The organism is Streptomyces sp. NPDC024555 (assembly GCF_055559335.1).
Window position 1 is genome coordinate 284,956 of the sequence record NZ_JBVHKV010000001.1, and the last position, 23,667, is coordinate 308,622.

Genomic DNA, 23,667 nt, shown 5'->3' on the forward strand with positions numbered 1-23,667 from the left:
TGCTGGTCAAAATCCTTTCGCGCTGCGGCTGCGGCTTGCTTGTAGGCCGACTCAGATGTCGAGGAAGCGGACGTCCTTGGCGTTGCGCTGGATGAACGAGCGCCGCGCCTCGACGTCCTCGCCCATCAGCACCGAGAACAGGTCGTCGGCCTGCGCCGCGTCGTCGAGCGTGACCTGGCCGAGCACCCGGTGGTCGACGTCCATCGTGGTGACGCGCAGCTCCTCGGCGTTCATCTCGCCGAGGCCCTTGAAGCGCTGGATCGAGTCTTCCTTGATCCGCTTGCCGTTCTGCTTGCCGAGCTCGACCAGGGCGTCGCGCTCGCGGTCCGAGTACGCGTACTCGAAGTCGTCCCGGCCCCACTTGATCTTGTAGAGCGGCGGGCGCGAGAGGTACACGTGGCCGGCCTCGACCAGCGGCCGCATGAAGCGGAAGAGGAAGGTCAGCAGCAGGGTGTTGATGTGCTGGCCGTCGACATCGGCGTCCGCCATCAGAATGATCTTGTGATAGCGGAGCTTCTCGATGTCGAAGTCCTCGTGGACCCCGGTGCCGAAGGCCGAGATCAGGGCCTGGACCTCGGTGTTCTGGAGGATCTTGTCGACCCGGGCCTTCTCGACGTTCAGGATCTTGCCGCGGATCGGCAGGATCGCCTGGTACATCGGATTGCGGCCGGACTTCGCCGAACCGCCGGCGGAGTCACCCTCGACGATGAAGATCTCGCACTTGGTGGGGTCGTTCGACTGGCAGTCGCTGAGCTTGCCGGGCAGCGACGCGCTCTCCAGCAGGCCCTTGCGCCGGGTCAGGTCGCGCGCCTTGCGGGCCGCCACGCGGGCGGTCGAGGCGGCGATGCCCTTGCGGATGATGTCGGCGGCCTCGTTCGGGTTCCGGTCGAACCAGTCCGTCAGCTGCTCGTGGACGACCTTCTGCACGAAGGTCTTGGCCTCCGTGTTGCCCAGCTTGGTCTTCGTCTGGCCCTCGAACTGGGGTTCGCCCAGCTTCACCGAGATGATCGCCGTCAGACCCTCGCGGACGTCCTCGCCGGTGAGGTTGTCGTCCTTCTCGCGCAGCAGCTTCTTGTCGCGCGCGTACCGGTTGACCAGCGAGGTCAGCGCGGCCCGGAAGCCCTCCTCGTGCGTACCGCCCTCGTGCGTGTGGATCGCGTTGGCGAAGGAGTAGACCCCCTCGGTGTACTGCGTGTTCCACTGCATGGCGATCTCGACCGAGAGCAGCCGCTCCTTGTCCTCGGCCTCGATGTCGATCACCGACTGGTGAATGACGTCGCCCTTGCGGGAGTTGAGGTACTTGACGAAGTCGACGATGCCGTTCTCGTAGTGGTACGTGACCGAGCGGGCCGTCTCCTCCTCGGGGACGTCCGCGGCCTCCGCGCTGTCGGCACCGGCGGTCGCCTTCGCCGACTCGCGCTCGTCGGTCAGCTTCAGGGTGAGGCCCTTGTTGAGGAAGGCCATCTCCTGGAAGCGCCGCGACAGCGTCTCGAAGGAGTACTCGGTCGTCTCGAAGATGTCGCCGTCGGCCCAGAACGTGACGCTCGTGCCAGTCTCGTCGGTCTCCTCGTTACGGGCCAGCGGGGCCGTCGGGACGCCGAACTTGTAGTCCTGGGTCCAGCGGTAGCCGTCCGTCTTCACCTCGACGGAGACCCGCGTGGACAGGGCGTTCACGACGGAGACACCCACACCGTGCAGACCACCGGAGACGGCGTAGCCGCCGCCGCCGAACTTTCCGCCCGCGTGCAGGACGGTGAGCACGACCTCGACGGCCGGCTTGCCCTCGGACGGCACGATGCCGACCGGGATGCCTCGGCCGTTGTCGATCACACGCACCCCGCCGTCGGCGAGGATCGTGACGTCGATGGTGTCCGCGTGCCCGGCCATGGCCTCGTCGACCGAGTTGTCGACGACCTCCTGCACGAGGTGGTGGAGACCGCGCTCACCGGTCGAGCCGATGTACATGCCAGGTCGCTTGCGTACCGCGTCCAGGCCCTCCAGGACGGTGATCGCGCTGGCGTCGTAGGACGCCTTCACCTCACCGGGGGCGGGAGCGCCGTCGCTCTCACCGGGGGTGGACGGAATGTTCTCGTTGGGGTTGCCGGAATCGGCCACGAAGCGCCCTTTCTGGCACAGCACAGGCCGTTCTCCGGGCAGGCGGGAGCGGCTGCGTCGTTCGGCTTGTATCGACGATTCCCGCGAGCACGCGGGATTGTCCCCCAGTCTACCGGTAGCGGCGACCCGAATGGGGGTTTGCAGGCACCTGAGTACGCATGTGCCGCCCTGAATACGCGGCTGACGACTCCCCATATCCGGGGAGGGGCCTCAAGAGGCTCACACGGGCATTGAGCGCTTCGGCCTGTCAGCCTCCCGCTACGGTGAGGGACGCCCCCGTTCCGCCGTACGGGGGCAACCACCGCACACCCCCGCAACAGCGCCACCGGGGTCATCACCGACAACGGGGGCCCCACGCACCGCACGGCCCCCTGGCGGCCTCTCCGCCTCAGGGCCGGGGCAGGGCAAAGTGCCTGGTCAGACCAGGTCAGCCATAGGTGTCACCGGGGCCGGTGCTCCCCGGGGCGCGCAGCGGGCCGAAGCGGCGCTGCGGGCTCCCCGGACCCAGGACCTTGATCATCCGCACGGTCCCGTGGCCCAGATCCGCGTTCAGCCGGGCCACCAGCTGGGGCGCCAGCAACCGCAGCTGCGTCGCCCACGCCGTGGAGTCGCACTGCACGGTCAGCACCCGCACATCGGGGTCCTCGTCGTAGCGCAGCGGCACACAGTGATTGGCCAGATCCTCACCCACGATCTGCGGCCAGCGGCCCATCACCCCGCCCACCGCGGCCGGTGTCTCCCAGCCGCGCTCGGTGATCAGCCGGTTGATCGCGGCACCCAGCGGCAGCGGGTCCCGTCCGTCGGCCCGCGCCCCGGACCGCAGCCCGCCGCCCCGGCGGGCCTGCTTGCGCTGCTGCGCGGCCGCCCCGCGCGCCTTCGCCTGCTCCTTGGCGGCCCGCAGCGCCACCCGCGCCAGGTCCACCCCGGAGGGCTCCGGCTGCTTCGCCGGCTCCTTGTCCGCGTCGCCGCTCACAGCCGGGCCACCTCGCCCGCCGAGACGGCGTACCGCGCGCCGGTGAGCACCCCGGGGACGTCGTCGTCGACCGCGGCCGTCACCAGCACCTGCTCGCCGGGGGCCACCAGCTCGGCCAGCCGCTCCCGGCGCCGGGCGTCCAGCTCGGCGAAGACGTCGTCCAGCACCAGCACCGGTTCATTGCCCTCGGAGCGCAGCAGATCGTACGAGGCCAGCCGCAGCGCCAGCGCGTACGACCAGGACTCCCCATGGCTCGCGTACCCCTTGGCGGGCATCCCGCGCAGCCCGAGAACCAGATCGTCGCGGTGCGGACCGACGAGGGTCACCCCCCGCTCGATCTCCTGCTTGCGGACCTCGGCGAGGGCGGCGATCAGCTGCGCGTACAGCTCCTCGCGGGTGCGTGCGGGCGCCACGTCCGGGCCGGCCGAGCTGCGGTACTCCAGGGAGACCGGGCCGCCGCCCGGCGCCACGTCCCCGTACGCCTTGTCGGCCAGCGGCTGGAGCGTGGTGATCAGATCGAGCCGCTGGGCCAGCAGCTCCGCGCCCACCCGGCCCAGATGCTGGTCCCAGACGTCCAGGGTCGACAGGTCCATGGACCGTCCGCCGTGCCGGCGGGCCATCGCCGCGGACTTCAGCAGGGTGTTGCGCTGCTTGAGCACCCGCTCGTAGTCCGAACGCACCCCGGCCATGCGCGGCGACCGCGCCGTGACCAGCTCGTCGAGGAACCTGCGGCGCTCGCCCGGATCGCCCTTGATCAGCGCCAGATCCTCCGGCGCGAAGAGCACGGTCCGCACGATCCCCAGCACATCACGGGGTCTGACCTGCGACGATCTATTGATCCGGGCACGGTTCGCCTTGCCCGGATTCAGCTCCAGCTCGACCAGCTGGGAGCGCTCGCCCTGGGTGACGGCCGCCCGGATCACGGCCCGCTCCGCGCCCATGCGCACCAGGGGGGCGTCGGAGGAGACCCGGTGGCTGCCGAGCGTGGCGAGATAGCCGACGGCCTCGACGAGATTGGTCTTGCCCTGTCCGTTGGCCCCCACGAACGCGGTGACGCCCGGGTCCAGTGGCACCTCGACCCGGGCGTACGAGCGGAAGTCGGCCAGCGACAGATGCGTGACGTGCATGGTGTGCGCCGACCCTTCCGGCTTCCTGCTCCGCGGGGCGGGTCCGTGCGGCCCGCCCCGGGGGCGTTACTTCTTGTTCTCGACCGCGTGACCGCCGAACTGGTTGCGCAGCGCGGCGATCATCTTCATCTGCGGGGAGTCGTCCTGGCGCGAGGCGAACCGCGCGAAGAGCGAGGCGGTGATCGCGGGCAGCGGGACCGCGTTGTCGATGGCGGCCTCGACCGTCCAGCGGCCCTCGCCGGAGTCCGCGGCGTAGCCCCGGAGCTTGTCCAGGTGCTCGTCGTCGTCCAGCGCGTTGACCGCGAGGTCGAGCAGCCAGGAGCGGATGACCGTGCCCTCCTGCCAGGAGCGGAAGACCTCGCGCACATCGGTGACGGAGTCGACCTTCTCCAGCAGCTCCCAGCCCTCGGCGTAGGCCTGCATCATGGCGTACTCGATGCCGTTGTGGACCATCTTCGCGAAGTGGCCGGCGCCGACCTTGCCCGCGTGGACGGAGCCGAAGTCGCCCTCGGGCTTCAGGGCGTCGAAGACCGGCTGGACCTTCGCGACGTGCTCGGCGTCGCCGCCGTACATCAGCGCGTAGCCGTTCTCCAGGCCCCAGACACCGCCGGAGACGCCGCAGTCGACGAAGCCGATGCCCTTGATGCCCAGCTCGACCGCGTGCTTCTCGTCGTCGGTCCAGCGGGAGTTCCCGCCGTCGACGACGATGTCGCCGGGCGAGAGGAGCTCGGCCAGCTCGTCGATCGTCGACTGGGTCGCGGCACCGGCCGGAACCATGACCCAGACGACCCGGGGGCCCTTCAGCTTGCCCACAAGCTCTTCGAGGCTGTGGACATCGGCGAGGTCCGGGTTGCGGTCGTATCCGATGACGGTGTGGCCTGCGCGGCGGATGCGCTCGCGCATGTTGCCGCCCATCTTGCCGAGACCGACGAGACCGAGCTCCATCAGAGATTCCTTAAGCGTTGTGCCGATTCGTACCCAGGTCCGAGCCTACGCCCGGCAGGGGACAGGACGCCGGGGCATGCTCGGCGCTGAACATGCCCGTCGGGTCCTGCCGCGGCTACCTGTCCGGCGGCAGGACCGGGGCCGGGTCAGCCGGAGAGGCGGACCGGCATGATCAGGTACTTGTACGCGTCGTCCGCCTCGGCGTCCACGGCCGGCCGGCCGCTGAGCAGCGCGGGCTTGGTCGAGGTCGTGAAGGAGAGCTGGGCGACCGGCGAGTCGATGGCGCTCAGGCCGTCGAGCAGGAAGGTCGGGTTGAAGGCGATCGAGATGTCGTCGCCCTCCAGGACGGCGTCGACCCGCTCCACAGCCTGTGCGTCGTCGCTGGAACCGGCCTCCAGGATCAGCACGCCCTGCTCGAAGCTGAGCCGCACCGGGGTGTTGCGCTCGGCCACCAGGGCCACACGCTTCACGGCCTCCACGAAGGGGGCGGTCTCGATGACCGCGACCGAGTTGAACTCGGTGGGGAACAGCGTCCGGTACTTGGGCAGGTCGCCCTCCAGCAGCCGGGTGGTGGTCCGGCGACCGGCGCCCTCGAAGCCGATGAGACCCTCACCGGCGCCGGAGCCCGACAGCGCGAGCGTCACGGTGTCACCGCTGGTCAGCGCCTTGGCGGTGTCCAGGAGCGTCTTGGCGGGGACCAGGGCGACGGCGGAGGCGTCGGCGTCCTCCGGCTTCCAGAGGAACTCGCGGACCGCGAAGCGGTAGCGGTCGGTGGAGGCCAGGGTGACGGTGTCGCCCTCGATCTCGATGCGCACACCGGTGAGGACGGGCAGCGTGTCGTCGCGGCCGGCGGCGATGGCGACCTGCGCGGCGGCGGAGGCGAAGACCTCACCGGGCACGGTGCCCGTCGCGGTCGGCATCTGCGGCAGCGAGGGGTACTCCTCCACGGGGAGGGTGTGGAGGGTGAAGCGGGAGGAGCCGCAGACCACGGTCGCCCGTACACCGTCTGTGGAAATCTCCACCGGGCGGTTGGGGAGCGCGCGGCAGATGTCGGCGAGCAGGCGGCCGGAGACGAGCACCGTGCCGTCCTCCTCCACCTCCGCGTCCACCGAGACCCGGGCCGAGACCTCGTAGTCGAAGCTGGAGAAGCTGAGGGCGCCGTCCTCCGCCTTCAGCAGAAGGCCCGCGAGAACGGGCGCCGGCGGACGGGCCGGAAGGCTGCGGGCCACCCAGGCCACCGCCTCCGCGAGTACATCGCGCTCCACCCGGATCTTCACCGGAACCGCCTCCTGCTGTTGCTCGCTCGCCCTGCCGGCCTTCGTCGTCTGATCGGGTCGCTCCGCCGAGACCGGGGGAGGACGCCGGGGACCAGTCTGACGTACGGCACCGACACTCGGTGCTGCTCGGGGTCAAGTCGCGACAAGAGGTTCGGAGCGCTCCGGCGCCGAGTTGTGCACAGGCCCCACTTCGAAGCGGATTCCTGGCTAACTCTAGTTGGCAGTAGTAGTAGGGCCTGTGGAAACCGTGGATAACCCCGTTTGCGCAGGTCAGGCGCTGTTTTTTGTCCACCGGCCCTGTGGGCGGCAGCAGTGGAAAACCGGGGGTCTCTGTGGACATCGGGAAGTTGTGCACACCCCGTACACAGGACAGGGGGGTTTCTCCCCAGGCCTGTCCCCAGCTTTACCCCGTTTCCCCACAGCCCAACCAAGCGTCTTGGTGTGACGCCTTTCACTCGGGGCGGTGAAGGGCGGTGTCGCGTTGCCGAACAGTGGACAGCGGTGTGGAGAAGCCCGCCCTCGCTGGGGAAAACGGCCGCCGTCCTGTGGGCCGTCGGTGGACAACTTTGCACACAGGCTGTGGAAGAAAATCTTGTCCACAACCTGTGGATCATCGTTGACCACAAATCCCCAGGCGCCTGAGCTGGCCTGATGGAGTATCGGTTGTCGTGCCTGTGGAAGCAGTATGGACAACTTTCTGATCCCCAGGCTGTGGAGGGAAGATTCTCCCCAGATCTGTGGAGAACAGCGCCTCCGGAGCAGGTAATCGAACAGCGCGGACGGCCCGGAGCCTGCCCGGAGCCGTGCACAGGGCGGTGCCGAAGGGCTCGCAGGGGCCCGCACACCGCTCCGCACACAGAGAAAAGGGCGCGTCCGGGACTCCGAGGGAGTCCGTGACGCGCCCTTCGGGCGTCTGCGTACGGGCCGGCCGTGGGCAGCTCAGCCGTTCTTGATGCGGTTGGTCAGCTCGGTGACCTGGTTGTAGATGGAGCGCCGCTCGGCCATCAGGGCGCGGATCTTGCGGTCGGCGTGCATCACCGTCGTATGGTCCCGCCCGCCGAACTGGGCGCCGATCTTGGGCAGCGAGAGGTCCGTCAGCTCGCGGCACAGATACATCGCGATCTGGCGCGCCGTCACCAGCACCCGGCTGCGCGAGGATCCGCAGAGATCCTCCACCGTCAGCCCGAAGTAGTCCGCGGTCGCCGCCATGATGGCCGTCGCCGTGATCTCCGGCGCGGTGTCCTCGCCGCCGGGGATCAGGTCCTTCAGCACGATCTCGGTCAGCCCGAGGTCCACCGGCTGCCGGTTCAGACTGGCGAAGGCCGTCACCCGGATCAGCGCGCCCTCCAGCTCACGGATGTTGCGGGAGATGCGGGAGGCGATGAACTCCAGGACCTCCGGCGGGGCGTTGAGCTGCTCCTGCACCGCCTTCTTGCGCAGGATCGCGATGCGCGTCTCCAGCTCCGGCGGCTGGACGTCGGTGGTCAGACCCCACTCGAAACGATTCCGCAGCCGGTCCTCCAGCGTCACCAGCTGCTTGGGCGGACGGTCCGAGGACAGCACGATCTGCTTGTTGGCGTTGTGGAGCGTATTGAAGGTGTGGAAGAACTCCTCCTGCGTCGACTCCTTGCTCGCCAGGAACTGGATGTCGTCGACCAGCAGGATGTCCACGTCGCGGTAGCGCTTGCGGAAGGTGTCGCCCTTGCCGTCGCGGATCGAGTTGATGAACTCGTTGGTGAACTCCTCGGAGCTCACGTACCGCACCCGGGTGCCCGGATAGAGGCTCCGCGCGTAGTGCCCGATCGCGTGCAGCAGATGGGTCTTGCCGAGGCCCGACTCCCCGTAGATGAAGAGGGGGTTGTACGCCTTCGCGGGCGCCTCGGCGACCGCGACCGCGGCGGCGTGCGCGAAGCGGTTGGACGCCCCGATCACGAAGGTGTCGAAGAGGTACTTCGGATTGAGCCGGGCGTGCGGTTCGCCGGGGCCGGGGGCCGGGGCGGGCTGCGCGCCCATCGGGCCGGTGCCGCCGCCGGGACGCCCGGTGCCGGCACCCGTGCGGTGCTGGGGCTCGGGCAGCTCGTGGTGCTCGGGGCGCGCGGCCTCGTACCCCTGGCGCTCGGGCGGCTGCGGACGGTAGTCGTGCTGCGGCTGCTGCTGGGGGCGGCCGCCGTAGGGCTCGCGCCACTGCTCGGCGGCCGGCTCGCGGTCCTGGAACCCGCCGAGCCGGGGCTGCTGCCAGGACAGGTCCTCCTGGGTGCGCGGCCAGGCGCCGGGCTCGGGACGCTGCTGCTGGTAGTCCGGATAGGCCGGGCGGGCCGTCGGCATGCCGTCGTCCGAGGGGCGGTGGCCGTATCCCTCGTAGCTGTCGCCGGGCCGGCCGTCGTCGTGCTGCGGGCCCGGGTAGCGGTGGGGCGGCGGCTGCGGCGCCTGGTGCATCGGGGGCGCGGGGGGCGTCGGCGGTTCGTTCGCCGAGTCGTCGACCGTGATCGCGATGCGGATCGGCCGGCCGCACTCCCGGCTCAGCGTCTCGCTGATGAGCGGGGCGAGCCGGCCCTCCAGGACGCGCTTGCCCCACTCATTGGGGACGGCGAGCAGCGCCGTGTCCGCGACCAGGGCCAGCGGCTGGCAGCGCTCGATCCACTGCTTGTCCTTCGGCTCGATGCCCTGCTGGCCCTCCCCGAGGAGTTGTTCCAGCACGCGTGGCCACACTGCGGCAAGATCGGCAGGTACGTCAGCCACAGGGCACGCTCTCTCGCTGGTCCCACGAATGTGTGGTTCTCGGGACGGGATGGGTCGGGATGGGTGAGGACCGGCAGGCGGGAAGAAAAAGAACCGGGGTTCAGCCACGGTAGTCAGGGCGACCCACGTCGTTCAAGTCGTTGTCCACAGGCTGTGCACAATGGGGGGCCGCCCGGGGTCGGTTTGACCGGATGGCGTAGCCGCGCGTACCGTGACCAGGTCGAGTTGTCGATGGCTGCTGCCGCCTGCCTCCGATGGGCAAAGATCACGATCTGTGATTGTGAAGCGGTGCACTAGGGCGTTTACGCGAGTCTCTCGTGGGCGCACGGTGACAGCCAGGCGATGTCCCGCCAACCCCGAGTCTTTTCTGGAGCCCCCGAGTGAGCAAGCGCACCTTCCAGCCGAACAACCGTCGTCGCGCGAAGACCCACGGCTTCCGGCTGCGTATGCGTACCCGTGCCGGCCGCGCGATCCTCGCGTCCCGCCGCAGCAAGGGCCGCGCCAGCCTGTCCGCCTGATCGCGTACAGGTCGTCATGACGTGCTGCCTACCGAGAATCGGCTGAGGCGGCGCGAGGACTTCGCGACCGCGGTACGACGAGGACGCAGGGCCGGCCGCCCGCTTCTCGTCGTCCATCTACGCAGCGGTGCAACGGACCCGCACGCGACTGGGGAGACTGCTCCCCCGCCGCGTGCGGGTTTCGTTGTCAGCAAAGCCGTGGGTGGTGCGGTCGTCCGCACAGCGGTGAAGCGCAGGCTTCGCCATCTGGTCCGCGAACGGCTTGCCGTGCTGCCCCCCGGTAGCCTGGTTGTCGTACGCGCGTTGCCCGGTTCGGGTGACGCCGACCATGAACAGCTGGCCCGAGACCTGGACGCCGCTCTGCAGCGGCTGCTGGGAGGGGGCGTGCGATGAAGTACCCGCTGCTGGCTCTCATCAAGATCTACCAGTGGACCATCAGCCCGCTTCTCGGTCCTGTCTGCCGTTACTACCCGTCGTGTTCCCACTACGGATATACGGCGATCGACCGGCACGGAGCCATCAAGGGAACGGCGCTGACGGCCTGGCGCATCCTTCGGTGCAATCCGTGGTCACCCGGCGGCGTGGATTACGTTCCACCACGCAAACGTCCGCGTTGGCACGAACTGCTGCGCAGTGCCTTGCGCGGCAGCAAGGGCGGGGACTCCGCCGCTGATGTGCCTCCCGGGACGTCGGACACCGACCTCCCGAGCCCGGCCGCAGAGACTTCGCCCAATGCTCAAGGAGCCTGATTAGTGGACACGATTGCCAGTCTGTTCAGCTTCATCACCTGGCCCGTTTCCTGGGTCATCGTCCAGTTCCACAAGTTGTACGGGGCGATCTTCGGCCCTGACACGGGATGGGCCTGGGGTCTTTCCATCGTGTCCCTCGTGGTGCTGATCCGTATCTGTCTGATCCCGCTGTTCGTCAAGCAGATCAAGTCGACGCGGAACATGCAGCTGCTCCAGCCGAAGATGAAGGCGATCCAGGAGCGCTACAAGAGCGACAAGCAGCGTCAGTCCGAAGAGATGATGAAGCTGTACAAGGAGACGGGCACCAACCCGCTCTCCTCGTGCCTTCCCATCCTGGCGCAGTCGCCGTTCTTCTTCGCCCTGTACCACGTGCTCTCGGCGATCGCCTCGGGCAAGACCATCGGCGTCATCGACCAGCCGCTGCTCGACAGCGCCCGTCAGGCCCATATCTTCGGTGCGCCGCTGGCCGCGAAGTTCATGGACAGCGCGGAGAAGGTCGAGGCCCTGGGCGCCTCGCTGACCGATGTCCGCATTGTCACCGCGGTCATGATCGTCATGATGTCGGCCTCGCAGTTCTTCACGCAGCGCCAGCTGATGACGAAGAACGTCGACCTGACCGTCAAGACGCCGTACATGCAGCAGCAGAAGATGCTCATGTACATCTTCCCGGTGATCTTCGCCGTCATGGGTATCAACTTCCCGGTCGGTGTCCTCGTCTACTGGCTGACCACCAACGTCTGGACCATGGGTCAGCAGATGTACGTGATCAACCAGAACCCGACCCCGGGCAGCAAGGCGCAGGAGCAGTACCTGAACCGTCTGCTCAAGAGCGTCACGGCGCACGGCGAGGTCCGGGGCCGGACCCGGCGCAACACCGTCAAGCGGGTCGTGGCCAAGGGTCCGGACCGCAATGACATCGAGCGGAAGTTCGTGGTCGGTCTGGGCAAGCTCGGCCTGGCCCCGCAGGAGGACGGCACGGTCGTGAAGAGCGACACCGCCGCCGCCGAGGCCGAGGGCGGGGCCGCGCAGCGGCGCCAGCAGCCCAAGCGGCAGTCCAAGGCGCAGCGCCAGACCACCGGTACGCACCAGGGTGGGGCCAAGTCCACGGAGTCCGGTGATTCCGAGGGCAAGACCTCGCTGCAGAAGAGCGAACCGAAGGACGAGACGTCCAAGCCGGCGGGCAGGGCCTCGTCCGGCTCCTCACGCCAAGCCAAGTCCGGACAGCGCAAGGGCCAGCAGCGGCCCAAGCACCCGTCCAAGAAGTAAGAAGGAGTCCATCCGTGACGGAAGGCACCACCTCCACGGCCGCTGAGGGCAGCGACACCCTGACCCGCCTTGAGCAGGAAGGGGAGATCGCGGCGGACTATCTCGAGGGTCTGCTCGACATCGCCGATCTGGACGGCGACATCGACATGGACGTCGAGGCGGACCGGGCAGCGGTTTCGATCATCAGTGATTCGGCACGTGAACTGCAGAAGCTCGTGGGCCGCGACGGTGAGGTGCTGGAGGCGCTCCAGGAGCTGACGCGGCTGGCCGTGCACCGGGAGACCGGTGACCGCAGCCGTCTGATGCTGGACATCGCCGGTTTCCGTGCCAAGAAGCGTACGGAGCTGGCTCAGCTGGGCGCCAAGGCCGCGGAAGAGGTCAAGAGCACCGGCGAGCCGGTGAAGCTGGACCCGATGACGCCGTTCGAGCGCAAGGTCGTGCACGACGCGGTCGCGGCCGCCGGTCTGCGCAGTGAATCGGAGGGCGAGGAGCCGCAGCGCTTCGTCGTCGTCCTTCCGGCCTGACCGGATCCTCTCCTGTCGGCCCCGTCTGTTCGCAGACGGGGCCGATCTTTGTCAGCCTGATAGTCAGCCACCCACGGTGCGGTAGTGCGTATGGAAGGACGGTCCCCGTGACGGAGGAAGTAGCGCTTCCCCAGGCGCCCGACTCGGCCAGGGAGGTGTTCGGTGAGTGCTTTCCCGAGGCCGTCCGGTACGCGGAACTGCTGGCCGACGCGGGGGTCAAGCGTGGGCTGATCGGCCCTCGTGAGGTGCCGCGTCTGTGGGAGCGGCACCTTCTGAACTGTGCGGTGCTCTCCGAGGTCGTTCCCGAGGGTGTCACGGTCTGCGATGTGGGTTCCGGTGCCGGCCTGCCCGGCATTCCGCTCGCCCTGGTCCGCCCCGACCTCAAGATCACGTTGCTGGAGCCGCTGCTGCGCCGGACGAACTTCCTTCAGGAGGCCGTCGAGCTGCTGGGACTGGACCATGTGACGGTCGTCCGCGGCCGGGCCGAAGAGGTGCTGGGGACGCTTCAGCCGGTGCATGTGGTGACGGCGCGCGCGGTGGCGCCACTGGACCGTCTGGCGGGCTGGGGCGTTCCTCTGCTCCGGCCGTACGGCGAGATGCTGGCGCTCAAGGGCGATACCGCCGAGGAGGAGATCAACGGCGCGCGTGCGGCTCTCGGCAAGCTCGGTGTCGTGGACACCGAGGTGCTGCATGTGGGTGAGGGCATCGTCGACCCGATGTCCACGGTGGTGCGCGTGGTGGTCGGTGAGAGCCCTGGCGGTGTGAGGTTCGCCGCAAAGCGGGCCAAGGCCGCGCGGACCAGCCGGACGAGGCGTCGCCGCTGAGCGAAGTGGTGACACCGCGCATCCGGCCGTTACGCACTGTTTGATCCATGTCGTGGCGGTTTGCCGTTCGGCGAGGTGTACGTGCCACGCGCGGAGTGTCGTGCCCCTGTAGCTACGCTGCAGGGGCATCGTGTTTCACGTGAAACGTCGCTCACTGCTGCAGGGAATCATCGGCCGCGGTCGTGCGGCCTCCGCTCCCCGTCATCGCAGGCCCGTTAGGGCTACGGAGTTGTCCACAGAAGAGGATTCCTCCACAGAAGAGCGGGCCTCGCTGGTTCACGACGCCGAAACCATGGCAGGCTCTGCTCATTGCGAGCCTGAAGTCGAGGAGAGTGAATCCTTGCGGTCCGACGCCAACATCGCGGGACCGATGACCGATCCGGTCCCCGGTCCCCGAACCGAATCGGCGGGGGACGGTGTTTCACGTGAAACACCGCCGCCGATGGATGACACACCCATCGGTCGTGCGGCCCAGCTGGCGGTGGAGGCCCTCGGCCGTGCCGGCGAGGGGCTGCCCCGGCCTGACCGGACACGAGTCATGGTGGTGGCCAACCAGAAGGGCGGGGTGGGCAAGACCACCTCGACGGTCAATCTGGCCGCGTCCCTGGCCCTCCACGGTGCCCGCGTTCTGGTGGTCGACCTCGACCCGCAGGGGAACGCCTCCACTGCTCTGGGGATCGACCACCATGCCGAAGTCCCCTCGATCTATGACGTCCTGGTGGAGAGCAAGCCGCTCTCCGACGTGGTGCAGCCCGTACCGGACGTCGAAGGCCTCTTCTGCGCCCCCGCCACCATCGATCTCGCCGGTGCGGAGATCGAGCTGGTGTCGCTGGTGGCGCGGGAGAGTCGACTGCAGCGGGCCATTCAGGCGTACGAGCAGCCGCTCGACTACATCCTGATCGACTGCCCGCCCTCGCTCGGCCTGCTCACGGTCAACGCCCTGGTGGCCGGTGCCGAGGTGCTGATCCCGATCCAGTGCGAGTACTACGCACTGGAGGGGCTGGGACAGCTGCTGCGGAACGTCGATCTGGTGCGGGGCCATCTGAACCCTGATCTCCATGTGTCGACGATCCTGCTCACCATGTACGACGGCCGGACCCGGCTGGCGTCGCAGGTCGCGGAGGAGGTGCGCAGCCACTTCGGCAAGGAGGTGCTGCGCACCAGCATTCCTCGCTCGGTACGCATCTCCGAGGCGCCGAGCTACGGGCAGACCGTGCTGACCTATGACCCCGGTTCGAGCGGGTCGTTGTCGTACCTCGAAGCGGCGCGCGAGATCGCGCTGCGCGGGGTCGGGGTCCAGTACGAGCCCCAGCACGCCCGCATGGGCGATCGGAACAGTCAGCAGAGCAATGCGGAGGGGATCCAGTGAGCGAGCGTCGTAGAGGCTTGGGGCGAGGGCTCGGTGCCCTGATCCCCGCCGCTCCGCAGGAGAAGCAGGCGCCGTCCGCCGGGATGGGGACTTCCTCTCCGGGGAGCCCGGTCCTGACCTCGGACCGCGGTGTGGCGGCGGCGAAGGTCGCCACCCTGGGCGGTCCCACGGTGCCCGAGCCGGCCGGTCCGGTGTCGCTGGCGGAGAGCCACGGTGGTCCGGCCGAGGTGGCCGGAGCCTATTTCGCCGAGATCCCCGTCGATGCCATCGTGCCCAACCCGCGCCAGCCGCGGGATGTCTTCGATGACGATGCGCTGGCCGAGCTGGTCACCTCCATCAAGGAGGTCGGACTCCTCCAGCCCGTCGTGGTGCGGCAGGCGGGGCCGGGTCGCTTTGAGCTCATCATGGGCGAGCGGCGGTGGCGGGCCTGCCGTGAGGCGGAACTGCAGAAGATTCCGGCGATCGTCCGTGCCACGGACGACGAGAAGCTGCTCCTGGACGCGCTCCTGGAGAACCTTCACCGGGCTCAGCTGAACCCCTTGGAGGAGGCGGCGGCGTACGACCAGCTGCTGAAGGACTTCAAGTGCACCCATGACCAGCTGGCCGACCGGATCGGTCGTTCCCGTCCGCAGGTGTCGAACACCCTGCGTCTGCTGCGGCTGTCGCCGCCGGTCCAGCGGAGGGTCGCCGCCGGTGTGCTCTCGGCGGGACACGCTCGGGCGCTGCTGTCGGTGGACGACTCCGAGGAGCAGGACAAGCTGGCGCACCGCATCGTGGCCGAGGGGCTTTCGGTGCGGGCGGTGGAGGAGATCGTGACGCTCATGGGCTCCAAGCCCACGAGCACGTCGAAGGCCAAGGGGCCCCGGGCCGGAGCCCGGCTGTCGCCGGCGCTCAACGAACTGGCGTCGAGGCTGTCCGATCGCTTCGAGACCCGGGTGAAGGTCGACCTCGGGCAGAAGAAGGGCAAGATCGTCGTCGAGTTCGCCTCGATGGAGGATCTGGACCGTATCCTCGGCAGCCTCGCTCCGGGGGAGGGCCGTGTCCTCGACCGTGCCCCGTCCGAGGAGCAGGACGAGGACGACGAGAGCTGATTTCTGAGCGGTCCAGGGGCGGGCTGTCCTCCGGTAGGTCACGGAAGACGGCCCGCCCTTTGCTTTCTCACGGTGTCGGCTTGATCGTCCGGTGGATACGATGCGTTCCGGTAGGGCACATCCAGTTGATCCACCTCCGGGCACGGGGCGCGCCGGACATCGCTTCCGAACCGTGGTGGGTGAGGGAAGTGAGGAACAGCCTCCATGGGGCGTCGGCTCGTACCGCTCACGCTGGACAACCTGCCTGATCTCCCCCGGCGCTGCCGCTCCTGTGTGTACTGGGAGCTGGACCCGGTGCGAGGAGAAGCGGCGGTGAAGAGCGGGAGAGCGGAGCAGGAGAAGGAAGCCTGGATCTCCGGCGTGCTGCTGGAGTGGGGTTCCTGCGGGCGCGTCGTCTATGTCGACGATGTACCGGTCGGCTTCGTGCTCTACGCCCCGCCCGCGTATGTACCCCGGACGACGTCGTTCCCGACGAGCCCCGTCTCCCCCGACGCGGTGCAGCTGATGACGGCCCTGATCCTGCCGGGCTACCAGGGACAGGGGCTGGGGCGGGTCATGGTGCAGACGGTGGCCAAGGATCTGCTCCGCCGCGGATTCAAGGCCATCGAGGCCTTCGGTGATGCCCGCTGGAAGGAACCGGCGTGCGTACTGCCGGCCGAGCACCTGCTGGCGGTGGGCTTCAAGACCGTGCGTCCCCATCCGGTGCACCCACGGCTGAGGCTGGAGCTGCGCACCACGCTCTCGTGGAAGGAAGACGTGGAGATGGCCCTCGACCGTCTCCTGGGAGCGGTGCAGAAGGAACCGGCGTTGCGGCCTCTGTGAGGCGGAACGCGGAACGGGCCCGCCCCTCGGAGGGGCGGGCCCGTTTCACGTGAAACATCGGTGCCGCTGTACTACGCGCGGATCCGACAGAGCGGAGCGGTTCAGGCGGAGATGAACGGCTCCAGGTCGCGAAGGATCGCGGCCTTCGGCTTGGCGCCGACGATCGTCTTGGCGACCTCGCCACCCTGGTAGACGTTCAGCGTCGGGATGGACATGACGCCGTACTTGGCAGCGGTGGCCGGGTTCTCGTCGATGTTGAGCTTGACGATCTCGATCTCGCCGTGCTCCGCCGCGATGGCCTCCAGGGAGGGGGCGATCTGACGGCACGGGCCGCACCAGGCAGCCCAGAAGTCGACCAGCACGGGCTTGTCGCTCTTGAGGACGACCTCGTCGAAATTGTCGTCGGTAACGTTCGTCAGGGTGCCGGCCACGGCAGCCTCCTTAACTTCGCGGGTGTGGGGTGGGGCGGGGGTCAGACGGTGGCCGCAGCGGCCTTCTCGTCGTCGGCGAGCGCGGCGAGGAAGCGCTCGGCGTCGAGAGCGGCGGAGCAGCCGGTGCCGGCAGCGGTGATGGCCTGCCGGTAGGTGTGGTCGACGACATCGCCGGCGCCGAAGACACCCGTGAGGTTGGTGCGCGTCGAGGGAGCGTCCACCTTGAGGTAGCCCTCCTCGTCGAGGTCGAGCTGGCCCTTGAACAGTTCCGTGCGCGGGTCGTGTCCGACGGCGATGAAGAGGCCGGTCACGGGGAGCTCGGAGGTCTCACCGGTCTTGGTGTTGCGCAGGGTCAGACCGGAGAGCTTCTGCTCGCCGTGGACCCCGGCGACCTCGCTGTCCCAGGCGAACTTGATCTTCGGGTCGGCGAAGGCGCGCTCCTGCATGGCCTTGGAGGCACGCAGGGTGTCACGGCGGTGGACGATGGTGACCGACTTGGCGAAGCGGGAGAGGAACGTGGCCTCTTCCATCGCGGTGTCGCCGCCGCCGACCACGGCGATGTCCTGGTCCTTGAAGAAGAACCCGTCACAGGTGGCGCACCAGGAGACGCCGCGTCCGGAGAGGGCGTCCTCGTTGGGCAGTCCGAGCTTGCGGTGCTGCGAGCCGGTGGTGACGATGACGGCCTTCGCGCGGTGCACGGTGCCGGCGGTGTCCGTGACGGTCTTGATGTCACCGGTGAGGTCGACGGCGACCACATCGTCGGGGATGAGCTCGGCACCGAAGCGCTCGGCCTGGGCGCGCATGTTGTCCATGAGCTCGGGGCCCATGATCCCGTCCTGGAACCCGGGGAAGTTCTCCACGTCGGTGGTGTTCATCAGCGCACCACCGGCGGTGACAGCGCCCTCGAAGACCAGCGGCTTCAGCGAGGCGCGCGCGGTGTACAGGGCAGCCGTATAGCCCGCCGGGCCGGAGCCGATGATGATCACATTACGCACGTCGCTCACGGGTTTCTTCCTCGTCTCTGCAGACTGCCTACTGTCCACGCCTACTGGGGCCGGTTCAACGACTCTCACCCCACCCAACGGATCCTACGGGGGATGCATTCCCGACGTGCCGGGGCAGGATCCGGTGCGGTTCTCAGGGGCGGGTGTAGGTGTCCGTGAGGAGGATCTTCCCCTTGCTGGGGGGCTCGGCGCCGACACAGGACGCGTCGACGACATACGCCTGGACCTCTGCGGAGTCCGTGGGGTGGGGAAGGACCACGAGGAAGGCGTCGGTGCCCTCATAGGTGCCGCGCTGCAGCGCCAGGGCGCCGGCGTTCCGTCCGATGCCCTCCTCCACACAGGCCGGGACGGTCACAGTGGGGGTGCGCAGCGGCTTCCGGGGGCCGTCCGACGGGGACGAGGGATTCTCCGGTGAGGACCGCACGCCCATCGAGGGCGCCTGCTCGGCGCCGGAGTCGTTCTCCGCGTTTCCTTCCACTCCGGAGTCGAGGAGGCTGCGGACCTGGTTCTCCAGAGTGGCCTGGGAGAAGGAGCGCGTCTTGGCCTTCGACGCCGATGCTCCTTGGTCCAGAGCGGCGCTGTCCGCGCCGTTCGAGGAGAGCTGGACGTTCTGCAACAGGAAGGCGCTCACGCCGACCACGGCGGCACCGAGGGCCGCGCCGAGTACGGCCCTTCGGCGGCGGCGCCGCGTGGGGCGGCGTCCCGGGCCCGTCGCCGCGCGCGGATACCCGGCAGGGCGGTCCGCGGGCTCCGGAGCCGACGGGGAGTCCTCGGTTTCACGTGAAACATCGTCGGCCGGGGACGCCGGTGAAGCGTCCGGTCCCGGTGCGGCCTGGGCCTCAGGATCTGCTGCCGGGCGGTCGGAGCGGGCTTCCTCGGCGAGCGCGGCATCGATGCGAGCGGCTATGTCCATGGGCATCGGCTCGGGCTCGGGCAGCGAACCGAGCAGGCCGCGGATCTCCTCCAGGGACGCCAGGACATCGGCGCAGGGCTCGCACCCTTCCAGATGACGCCGGAGATCGGCCGTGCGGGAAGCGGGGAGCAGCCCCTCGGTGAGATCCGAGATCTCCGAGACGTCCGGGTGCCGGGTCGTGTCGGCCGTCGATGTCATGCGCGCCCGCCTCCGCCCTTCGCTGCCGCTGGATTGCTCGTACCGGTGTCGTTCGTGTCCCTGGTGTCCGGCCCGCTGTCTCGGGGGCCCGCCGGCGGTGGGACGGATGGTCGGGGCGTCCGGTTCCCCGGGGGTTCGGGTGCGGTGCTCCCCGTCTCCGGGTCGCTTCCGCTCCGGAGGTGGGTGAGGAGCGGGGCGAGCCGGACGCGGCCCCGTGCGCAGCGGCTCTTCACGGTGCCGACCGGAACGTCGAGGATGCGGGCGGCCTCGGCCACCGGGTAGCCCTGCATGTCGACGAGGACGAGTGCGGCGCGCTGTTCGGCGGGGAGAGTGCCCAGGGCCGCGATCAGCTCGCGCTGGACGTCCTGGCGCTCGGCGGGTGCCTCGGCTGACTCGTGCGGCTCCAGGAGCTGATCGAGCCGTTCGGGGTCGTCGACCGGGGCCGTCCTGCGGATGGAGGCCTTGCGGACCCGGTCGAGACAGGCGTTGACGGTGATGCGGTGCAGCCAGGTGGTGACGGCGGACTGGCCGCGGAAGGTGTGGGCGGCGCGGAACGCGGAGACCAGGGCGTCCTGGACGGCGTCCGCCGCCTCCTCGCGGTCGCCCAGGGTCCGCAGGGCCACGGCCCACAGCCGGTCGCGATGGCGGCGGACGAGCTCACCGAAGGCATCCGGTTCACCGGCCACGTGCTGGGTCAGGAGGTCCTGGTCGCTCGTGTCGGCGAATCTGGTGTCGTCCAACGGTGAGCCCCCTCCCCTGGTGCTGTCAGCTGGTGACCTTGATGTCCGAGATCTTGCCCCGGAAATTGCCGGTGTCGCTCGGTGGCAGTTTCGTGAGCCAGACCAGAAGGTACCGCGCCTGGACGGGTTTTCCGGGCTTGAGGGCGACCTTCGTTCCGGATCCTTCGGCGACCTTGGTGAACGCCCCGGGCATGCTCGGGACGGTGGCGTCGGTCGTGGTGCGCAGTTCGACGGAGGTGGTGCCGCCGAGGAAGGTCACATCGACCGATCCGACCCGCTGCACCGAGCCGAGGTCGAGGACGACGCCGACGCCTTCCTTGAGGTTGCCGAACTGGGCGCTGTAGTAGCCGTCGGTGTTCCAGTACGACGTGGGGTCGCCGTCATAGAGGTGACCGATGTCCTTGGGCTTCTCGGACCCGTCACCGAGCGGGTCGTAGTCCTGGGCGCCCACGATCGGGACCGGCTTGCTCTCCGCGACCGGCTTGGGATCGCCGTTCTCCGGGTTCGTCTGCGTGGTCCCGGGGTCGCCGGAGCCCTTGTCGTGGTCCAGGAGCGTCTCGGCCAGCTGCCAGCTTCCGAGACCCAGGGCGGCGATGAGAAGGGCCGAGACGGCCCACTTGAGGGCCTTCCCGGTGCGGCTCTGGAGCGGGGCGGGCGGTACGAGGACGGGCTGTGTCGGCCCCGCTCCGGGTACGGCCGGACGTCCGTAGCTGCCCTGCTGGTACGTGGTCCGCTGGTACTCGGGCGGGGCGGCGAACGTCGGCTCCGGCGGGCGGATGCGCGGCATCGCGGCGACGGCCTTGGCGAGCTCGTCGGGGGTGGTGCACGGCTGCTCCTGGCGGGAGGCCGTCGCCCCGTCGTTGGCGAGGGCCCGCATGGCGATCTCGGAGAGGCCCCGGTGGACGCCGGCCCGGACCTGGTCGGGCGCGAGCAGCCCCATGCCCTTGGGGAGGCCGGTGAGGCCGTAGGCGTCGCTCTCGTACGGCCAGCGCTGGGTGAGCGCGGCGTACAGCAGCGCGCCGATGGCCTCGGTGTCGGCCCGCTGGGGTCCGTCGGAGGTGATGCCGCGCAGGGCGGCGTTCACCGCGAGACCGCGGATGCGGTACTGGCCGGAGGAGGAGCGGAGCACCGCGCCGGGGGTCAGCCGCAGATGGGCCAGTCCCTCGCGGTGGGCGGCCGCCATGGCCTGGGCGAGCTGGCTGACGAGCTGGTAGGCGTCATGGGCCTCCATGGGCCCCGCGGCGAGCAGCGCGGTCAGTTCGACGGCGTCGGGCAGCCATTCGTGGACGACGTAGACGAGGTCGTTCTCCTCGACGGCGTCCAGGACCTGGACGAAGCGCGGATCGCCGAGCAGCGCGGAGGAGCGTGCCGCCGCGAGCACCGAGCGCGCCCGCGGATGGTCGGCGGGCAGGAGGTGGACGCCGACCGCGCGGCGCAGTTTCTCGTCGACGGCGCGCCAGCTGCTGAATCCGTCCAGACGGGTGACGCATTCTTCGAGCCGGTAGCGCCCGGCAAGCTTGTGACCGCTGTGCAGATCAGGGGTCGGCACGGAGGAATCGGCGCCGGTCCGCCCGCCGTCCGCCTCCTGCGGGTCCGCGCCCTTTCCGTCCTGGGGTTCTGCCGTACCGTCGCTCGTGGCCTCGTCCGCCTTCGCGGCCAGCGGCTCGTCACCACTGTTGTCCACGTCGACGGCCGCCGTGCTACGTTCCGCCACCGTCGTTCCTGCCTCCCCATCCGTTGGGCGATGCCAGCCAGCCCCGCACAGTCACGCCAATTGTGCCCACACTCCGGCACCATGCACGACACGCGGGGACCGGTGATGGTTGTGCGGACCGGTGATCCTCAGCGGCCGAGACGTCCCCTGACCATGCCGACCATGCCGTTGATCTCCTCGATGCGCATCCGCTTCGCCGCGACGAAGAACACTCCGAGGAGCAGGGCACCGCCGATGATCAGTGCGACGAGCGAACCGAACGCGCCGTCGCCGAGCACCTGGAGCAGACCGAAGCCGACGGCTCCGCCGACCACGGTGGCCGGCAGGGCGGCCAGGCACAGCCGGGCGTAGGTGCGGACGACGTGGGCGCCGTCCAGATCGCCGCCCAGGCGGTTGCGCAGCCGACGCCAGGCGATGCCGACGCCGACGGCGTAGGCGAGGCCGTAGGAGGCGGCCATGCCGACGACGGCCCAGCGGGCGGGCAGCACGACGTAGCAGACGGCCGAGGCGGCCGCGTTGACGAGGGCGACGATGACGGTGTTGTAGAAGGGGGTGCGGGTGTCCTCGTAGGCGTAGAACCCGCGCAGCACCACGTACTGCACGGAGTACGGGATGAGGCCCAGGCCGAAGGCCATGAGGATGAAGCCCATGGAGCGGGCGGCCTCGGGGCCGCTGGAGGCGTAGAGCAGGGTGCACATCGGCACGCCCAGGGCGAGGAACGCGAAGGCGACGGGGACGATGGCGACCGCGGAGTTGCGCAGCCCCTGGGAGATGTCGTCGCGGACCGCGCCGGGGTCGTTGTCGTGGGCGGCGCGGGAGATGCGCGGCAGCAGGGCGGCCATGACCGAGACGGTGATGATGGCCTGCGGCATGCCCCAGATGAGCTGGGCGTTGGAGTAGGCGAGGAAGCCCGCTCCGTTGGTGCCCGAGGCCTTGCCCGCGGAGGTGGCGAGCTGGGTGACGACGAGGACACCGGCCTGGTTGGCGAAGACGAACAGCACGGTCCACTTGGCCAGCTTGACGGTCTTGCCGAGGCCGTGGCCCCGCCAGTCGAAGCGGGGACGGAAGCGGAATCCGGCTTCGCGCAGATACGGGATCATCGCCAGGGCCTGGACGACGAGGCCGAGCAGGGTGCCGACGCCCAGCAGGCGGACGCCCTCCGGCGGGATCGTCTGGACGCCCATGTGGGACTCGTGCGAGGTGCCGTAGACCCAGATGAACAGCCCGAACGTGAAGATCATGACGATGTTGTTCAGGACCGGGGTCCACATCATCGCGCCGAAGCGGCCGCGGGCGTTCAGGATCTGGCCCATGACGACGTGCACGCCCATGAAGAAGATGGTGGGCAGGCAGTACCGGGCGAAGGTCGTGGCCACGTTGTTGGCCGCGGGGTCCCCGGAGATCGTCGACGACATCAGCCGGATGAGGAAGGGCGCCGCGAAGACGGCGATGGCGACGATCAGCCCGAGGGCGACCATCACCAGGGTCAGCAGCCGGTTGGCGTAGGCCTCGCCGCCGTCCTCGTCGTCCTTCATCGAGCGGACGAGCTGGGGGACGAAGACCGAGTTCAGTCCGCCGCCCACGGTGAGGATGTAGATCATCGTCGGCAGCGTGTAGGCGATGGTGAAGCTGTCACCGAGCAGGGCGGCGCCGAGCGCGGCGGTGATCACCAGGCTGCGGACGAAGCCCGTGAGCCGGGAGACGAGGGTGCCCGCCGCCATCACGGCGCTGGACTTCAGCAGGCCCGAGGCCCGGCCCCCGCCGGACTTCGGCGCCGCCGGGACAGGGGCCGGCTCGGGACGCGGGGCGGCCGGTGACCCCGAGGGGCCCTCCTGGTCCCGGAAGAGATGGGCGAACGCGTCCGGCTCGTCACGGTTGGCGGACGCCTGGGTGACGAGATCGTCCACCCCGACGAACTGGGTGGTCGCGGCGTCGTCGCCGTAGGGCAGATGGCGGGAGGGACCGTCCGGCTCGGGCGGCGGGGTCTGCGCCCAGATCCGGGGGTCGGGCGGGTACTGGGCGGGCGGCGGCTGCTGGTAGAGCGGCTGCGGCTGCTGATAGGTGCCCGGGGGCGGCGGCGGGTGCGCGGCCCGGTCGTACAGGGCCTCGCCCACCGGATCCTGGGCGGAGAGGTCCTGGGCCCGGTAGGGGTCGTGGTCGTACGCCGACTGCAGATACGGGTCGGGGGCCGCGGGGTACTGGTCCGGGGGGTACTGGTCCGAGGCCGGGGGGTACTGCTCCGGGCCCGGAGGCACCGGTGGCCCGCCGTAGGGCCCGGCTCCGCCGGCACCCTGACCGCGGTCACCGTCGTACGGCGCGTTCATCGAA

The 23,667-nt window shown here is 69.4% G+C and carries 21 protein-coding genes; 9 read left to right on the plus strand and 12 right to left on the minus strand.

Translation table 11 applies throughout. The features are described 5' to 3' along the window. Window positions 1-51: 51 nt before the first annotated feature. From gyrB to dnaA, 6 genes are all read right to left on the minus strand, one after another. A complete protein-coding gene (gyrB, locus tag ACZ4FH_RS01275) occupies window positions 52-2,139 on the minus strand; it encodes a DNA topoisomerase (ATP-hydrolyzing) subunit B (protein WP_467301511.1) in 2,088 nt (695 codons plus the stop codon). A 403-nt stretch (window positions 2,140-2,542) separates the two neighbouring features. After that, window positions 2,543-3,088 (minus strand): DciA family protein, encoded by a 546-nt coding sequence (locus ACZ4FH_RS01280; RefSeq protein WP_467301512.1) that lies wholly within the window; start codon window positions 3,086-3,088, stop codon window positions 2,543-2,545. Then, the gene (gene recF / locus ACZ4FH_RS01285) at window positions 3,085-4,215 is read right to left on the minus strand and encodes a DNA replication/repair protein RecF (RefSeq protein ID WP_467301513.1); all 1,131 of its coding nucleotides are present in this window, start codon (window positions 4,213-4,215) and stop codon (window positions 3,085-3,087) included. Before recF ends, ACZ4FH_RS01280 begins: the two co-directional genes overlap by 4 nt. A gap of 66 nt (window positions 4,216-4,281) precedes the next feature. Next, window positions 4,282-5,160, minus strand: coding sequence for a phosphogluconate dehydrogenase (NAD(+)-dependent, decarboxylating) (gene gnd / locus ACZ4FH_RS01290; RefSeq protein ID WP_383631375.1), 879 nt, complete (start codon window positions 5,158-5,160; stop codon window positions 4,282-4,284). A gap of 146 nt (window positions 5,161-5,306) precedes the next feature. Continuing rightward, on the minus strand, window positions 5,307-6,437 hold the full coding sequence (gene dnaN, locus ACZ4FH_RS01295; protein ID WP_467301514.1) for a DNA polymerase III subunit beta: 1,131 nt from the start codon (window positions 6,435-6,437) through the stop codon (window positions 5,307-5,309). A gap of 939 nt (window positions 6,438-7,376) precedes the next feature. Beyond that, window positions 7,377-9,176 (minus strand): chromosomal replication initiator protein DnaA, encoded by a 1,800-nt coding sequence (gene dnaA, locus ACZ4FH_RS01300; RefSeq protein WP_467301515.1) that lies wholly within the window; start codon window positions 9,174-9,176, stop codon window positions 7,377-7,379. A gap of 380 nt (window positions 9,177-9,556) precedes the next feature. On the opposite strand from dnaA, the gene rpmH reads away from it, so the two are divergent. The 9 genes from rpmH (at window position 9,557) to ACZ4FH_RS01345 (ending at window position 16,339) form a co-directional block, all read left to right on the plus strand. Beyond that, window positions 9,557-9,694: a 50S ribosomal protein L34 gene (gene rpmH, locus ACZ4FH_RS01305; RefSeq protein ID WP_006348049.1), complete on the plus strand. Its 138-nt coding sequence runs from the start codon at window positions 9,557-9,559 to the stop codon at window positions 9,692-9,694. 21 nt (window positions 9,695-9,715) lie between these two features. Continuing rightward, window positions 9,716-10,087, plus strand: a complete 372-nt coding sequence (rnpA, locus tag ACZ4FH_RS01310) for a ribonuclease P protein component (RefSeq protein ID WP_467301516.1) — start codon at window positions 9,716-9,718, stop codon at window positions 10,085-10,087. After that, window positions 10,084-10,443, plus strand: a complete 360-nt coding sequence (yidD, locus tag ACZ4FH_RS01315) for a membrane protein insertion efficiency factor YidD (RefSeq protein WP_383631387.1) — start codon at window positions 10,084-10,086, stop codon at window positions 10,441-10,443. The genes rnpA and yidD overlap by 4 nt, the downstream gene beginning before the upstream one ends. Window positions 10,444-10,446: 3 nt before the next feature. Further along, window positions 10,447-11,709, plus strand: a complete 1,263-nt coding sequence (gene yidC, locus ACZ4FH_RS01320) for a membrane protein insertase YidC (RefSeq protein ID WP_383631390.1) — start codon at window positions 10,447-10,449, stop codon at window positions 11,707-11,709. Window positions 11,710-11,723: 14 nt separating this feature from the next. After that, window positions 11,724-12,233 (plus strand): Jag family protein, encoded by a 510-nt coding sequence (locus ACZ4FH_RS01325; protein WP_383631393.1) that lies wholly within the window; start codon window positions 11,724-11,726, stop codon window positions 12,231-12,233. A 107-nt stretch (window positions 12,234-12,340) separates the two neighbouring features. Further along, a complete protein-coding gene (rsmG, locus tag ACZ4FH_RS01330; protein WP_383631396.1) occupies window positions 12,341-13,057 on the plus strand; it encodes a 16S rRNA (guanine(527)-N(7))-methyltransferase RsmG in 717 nt (238 codons plus the stop codon). 292 nt (window positions 13,058-13,349) lie between these two features. Beyond that, window positions 13,350-14,426 carry a ParA family protein gene (locus tag ACZ4FH_RS01335; RefSeq protein WP_467301729.1) on the plus strand — a complete coding sequence of 359 codons (1,077 nt, stop codon included), beginning with the start codon at window positions 13,350-13,352 and terminating at the stop codon, window positions 14,424-14,426. Then, window positions 14,423-15,517 carry a ParB/RepB/Spo0J family partition protein gene (locus tag ACZ4FH_RS01340; RefSeq protein ID WP_467301517.1) on the plus strand — a complete coding sequence of 365 codons (1,095 nt, stop codon included), beginning with the start codon at window positions 14,423-14,425 and terminating at the stop codon, window positions 15,515-15,517. The genes ACZ4FH_RS01335 and ACZ4FH_RS01340 overlap by 4 nt, the downstream gene beginning before the upstream one ends. Before the next feature lie 204 nt (window positions 15,518-15,721). After that, a complete protein-coding gene (locus tag ACZ4FH_RS01345) occupies window positions 15,722-16,339 on the plus strand; it encodes a GNAT family N-acetyltransferase (protein WP_467301518.1) in 618 nt (205 codons plus the stop codon). Between the two features lie 101 nt (window positions 16,340-16,440). Here the strand turns inward: ACZ4FH_RS01345 and trxA are convergent, their stop codons facing one another. The 6 genes from trxA to murJ all read right to left on the minus strand — a co-directional run bounded on the left by trxA (window position 16,441) and on the right by murJ (window position 23,663). Next, window positions 16,441-16,770, minus strand: a complete 330-nt coding sequence (gene trxA / locus ACZ4FH_RS01350) for a thioredoxin (protein ID WP_383631406.1) — start codon at window positions 16,768-16,770, stop codon at window positions 16,441-16,443. 41 nt (window positions 16,771-16,811) lie between these two features. Then, window positions 16,812-17,774 (minus strand): thioredoxin-disulfide reductase, encoded by a 963-nt coding sequence (trxB, locus tag ACZ4FH_RS01355; protein ID WP_467301519.1) that lies wholly within the window; start codon window positions 17,772-17,774, stop codon window positions 16,812-16,814. 133 nt (window positions 17,775-17,907) lie between these two features. After that, the gene (locus tag ACZ4FH_RS01360; protein ID WP_467301520.1) at window positions 17,908-18,885 is read right to left on the minus strand and encodes an anti-sigma factor family protein; all 978 of its coding nucleotides are present in this window, start codon (window positions 18,883-18,885) and stop codon (window positions 17,908-17,910) included. Next, complete coding sequence (sigM, locus tag ACZ4FH_RS01365) at window positions 18,882-19,625, minus strand: RNA polymerase sigma factor SigM (RefSeq protein WP_467301521.1); 744 nt, start codon at window positions 19,623-19,625, stop codon at window positions 18,882-18,884. Before sigM ends, ACZ4FH_RS01360 begins: the two co-directional genes overlap by 4 nt. A 25-nt stretch (window positions 19,626-19,650) precedes the next feature. After that, a complete protein-coding gene (locus ACZ4FH_RS01370) occupies window positions 19,651-21,339 on the minus strand; it encodes a serine/threonine protein kinase (protein ID WP_467301522.1) in 1,689 nt (562 codons plus the stop codon). Window positions 21,340-21,467: 128 nt separating this feature from the next. Next, window positions 21,468-23,663, minus strand: coding sequence for a murein biosynthesis integral membrane protein MurJ (gene murJ / locus ACZ4FH_RS01375; protein WP_467301523.1), 2,196 nt, complete (start codon window positions 23,661-23,663; stop codon window positions 21,468-21,470). Between the last annotated feature and the right edge of the window lie 4 nt (window positions 23,664-23,667).

Excerpts from the sequence above, each read along its gene's own strand:
- recF (WP_467301513.1), bottom strand. The coding sequence starts at position 4,215 with ATGCACGTCACGCATCTGTCGCTGGCCGACTTCCGCTCGTACGCCCGG.
- gnd (WP_383631375.1), bottom strand. The coding sequence starts at position 5,160 with ATGGAGCTCGGTCTCGTCGGTCTCGGCAAGATGGGCGGCAACATGCGC.
- yidD (WP_383631387.1), top strand. The coding sequence starts at position 10,084 with ATGAAGTACCCGCTGCTGGCTCTCATCAAGATCTACCAGTGGACCATC.
- ACZ4FH_RS01335 (WP_467301729.1), top strand. The coding sequence starts at position 13,350 with ATGGCAGGCTCTGCTCATTGCGAGCCTGAAGTCGAGGAGAGTGAATCC.
- ACZ4FH_RS01345 (WP_467301518.1), top strand. The coding sequence starts at position 15,722 with ATGGGGCGTCGGCTCGTACCGCTCACGCTGGACAACCTGCCTGATCTC.
- ACZ4FH_RS01360 (WP_467301520.1), bottom strand. The coding sequence starts at position 18,885 with ATGACATCGACGGCCGACACGACCCGGCACCCGGACGTCTCGGAGATC.
- murJ (WP_467301523.1), bottom strand. The coding sequence starts at position 23,663 with ATGAACGCGCCGTACGACGGTGACCGCGGTCAGGGTGCCGGCGGAGCC.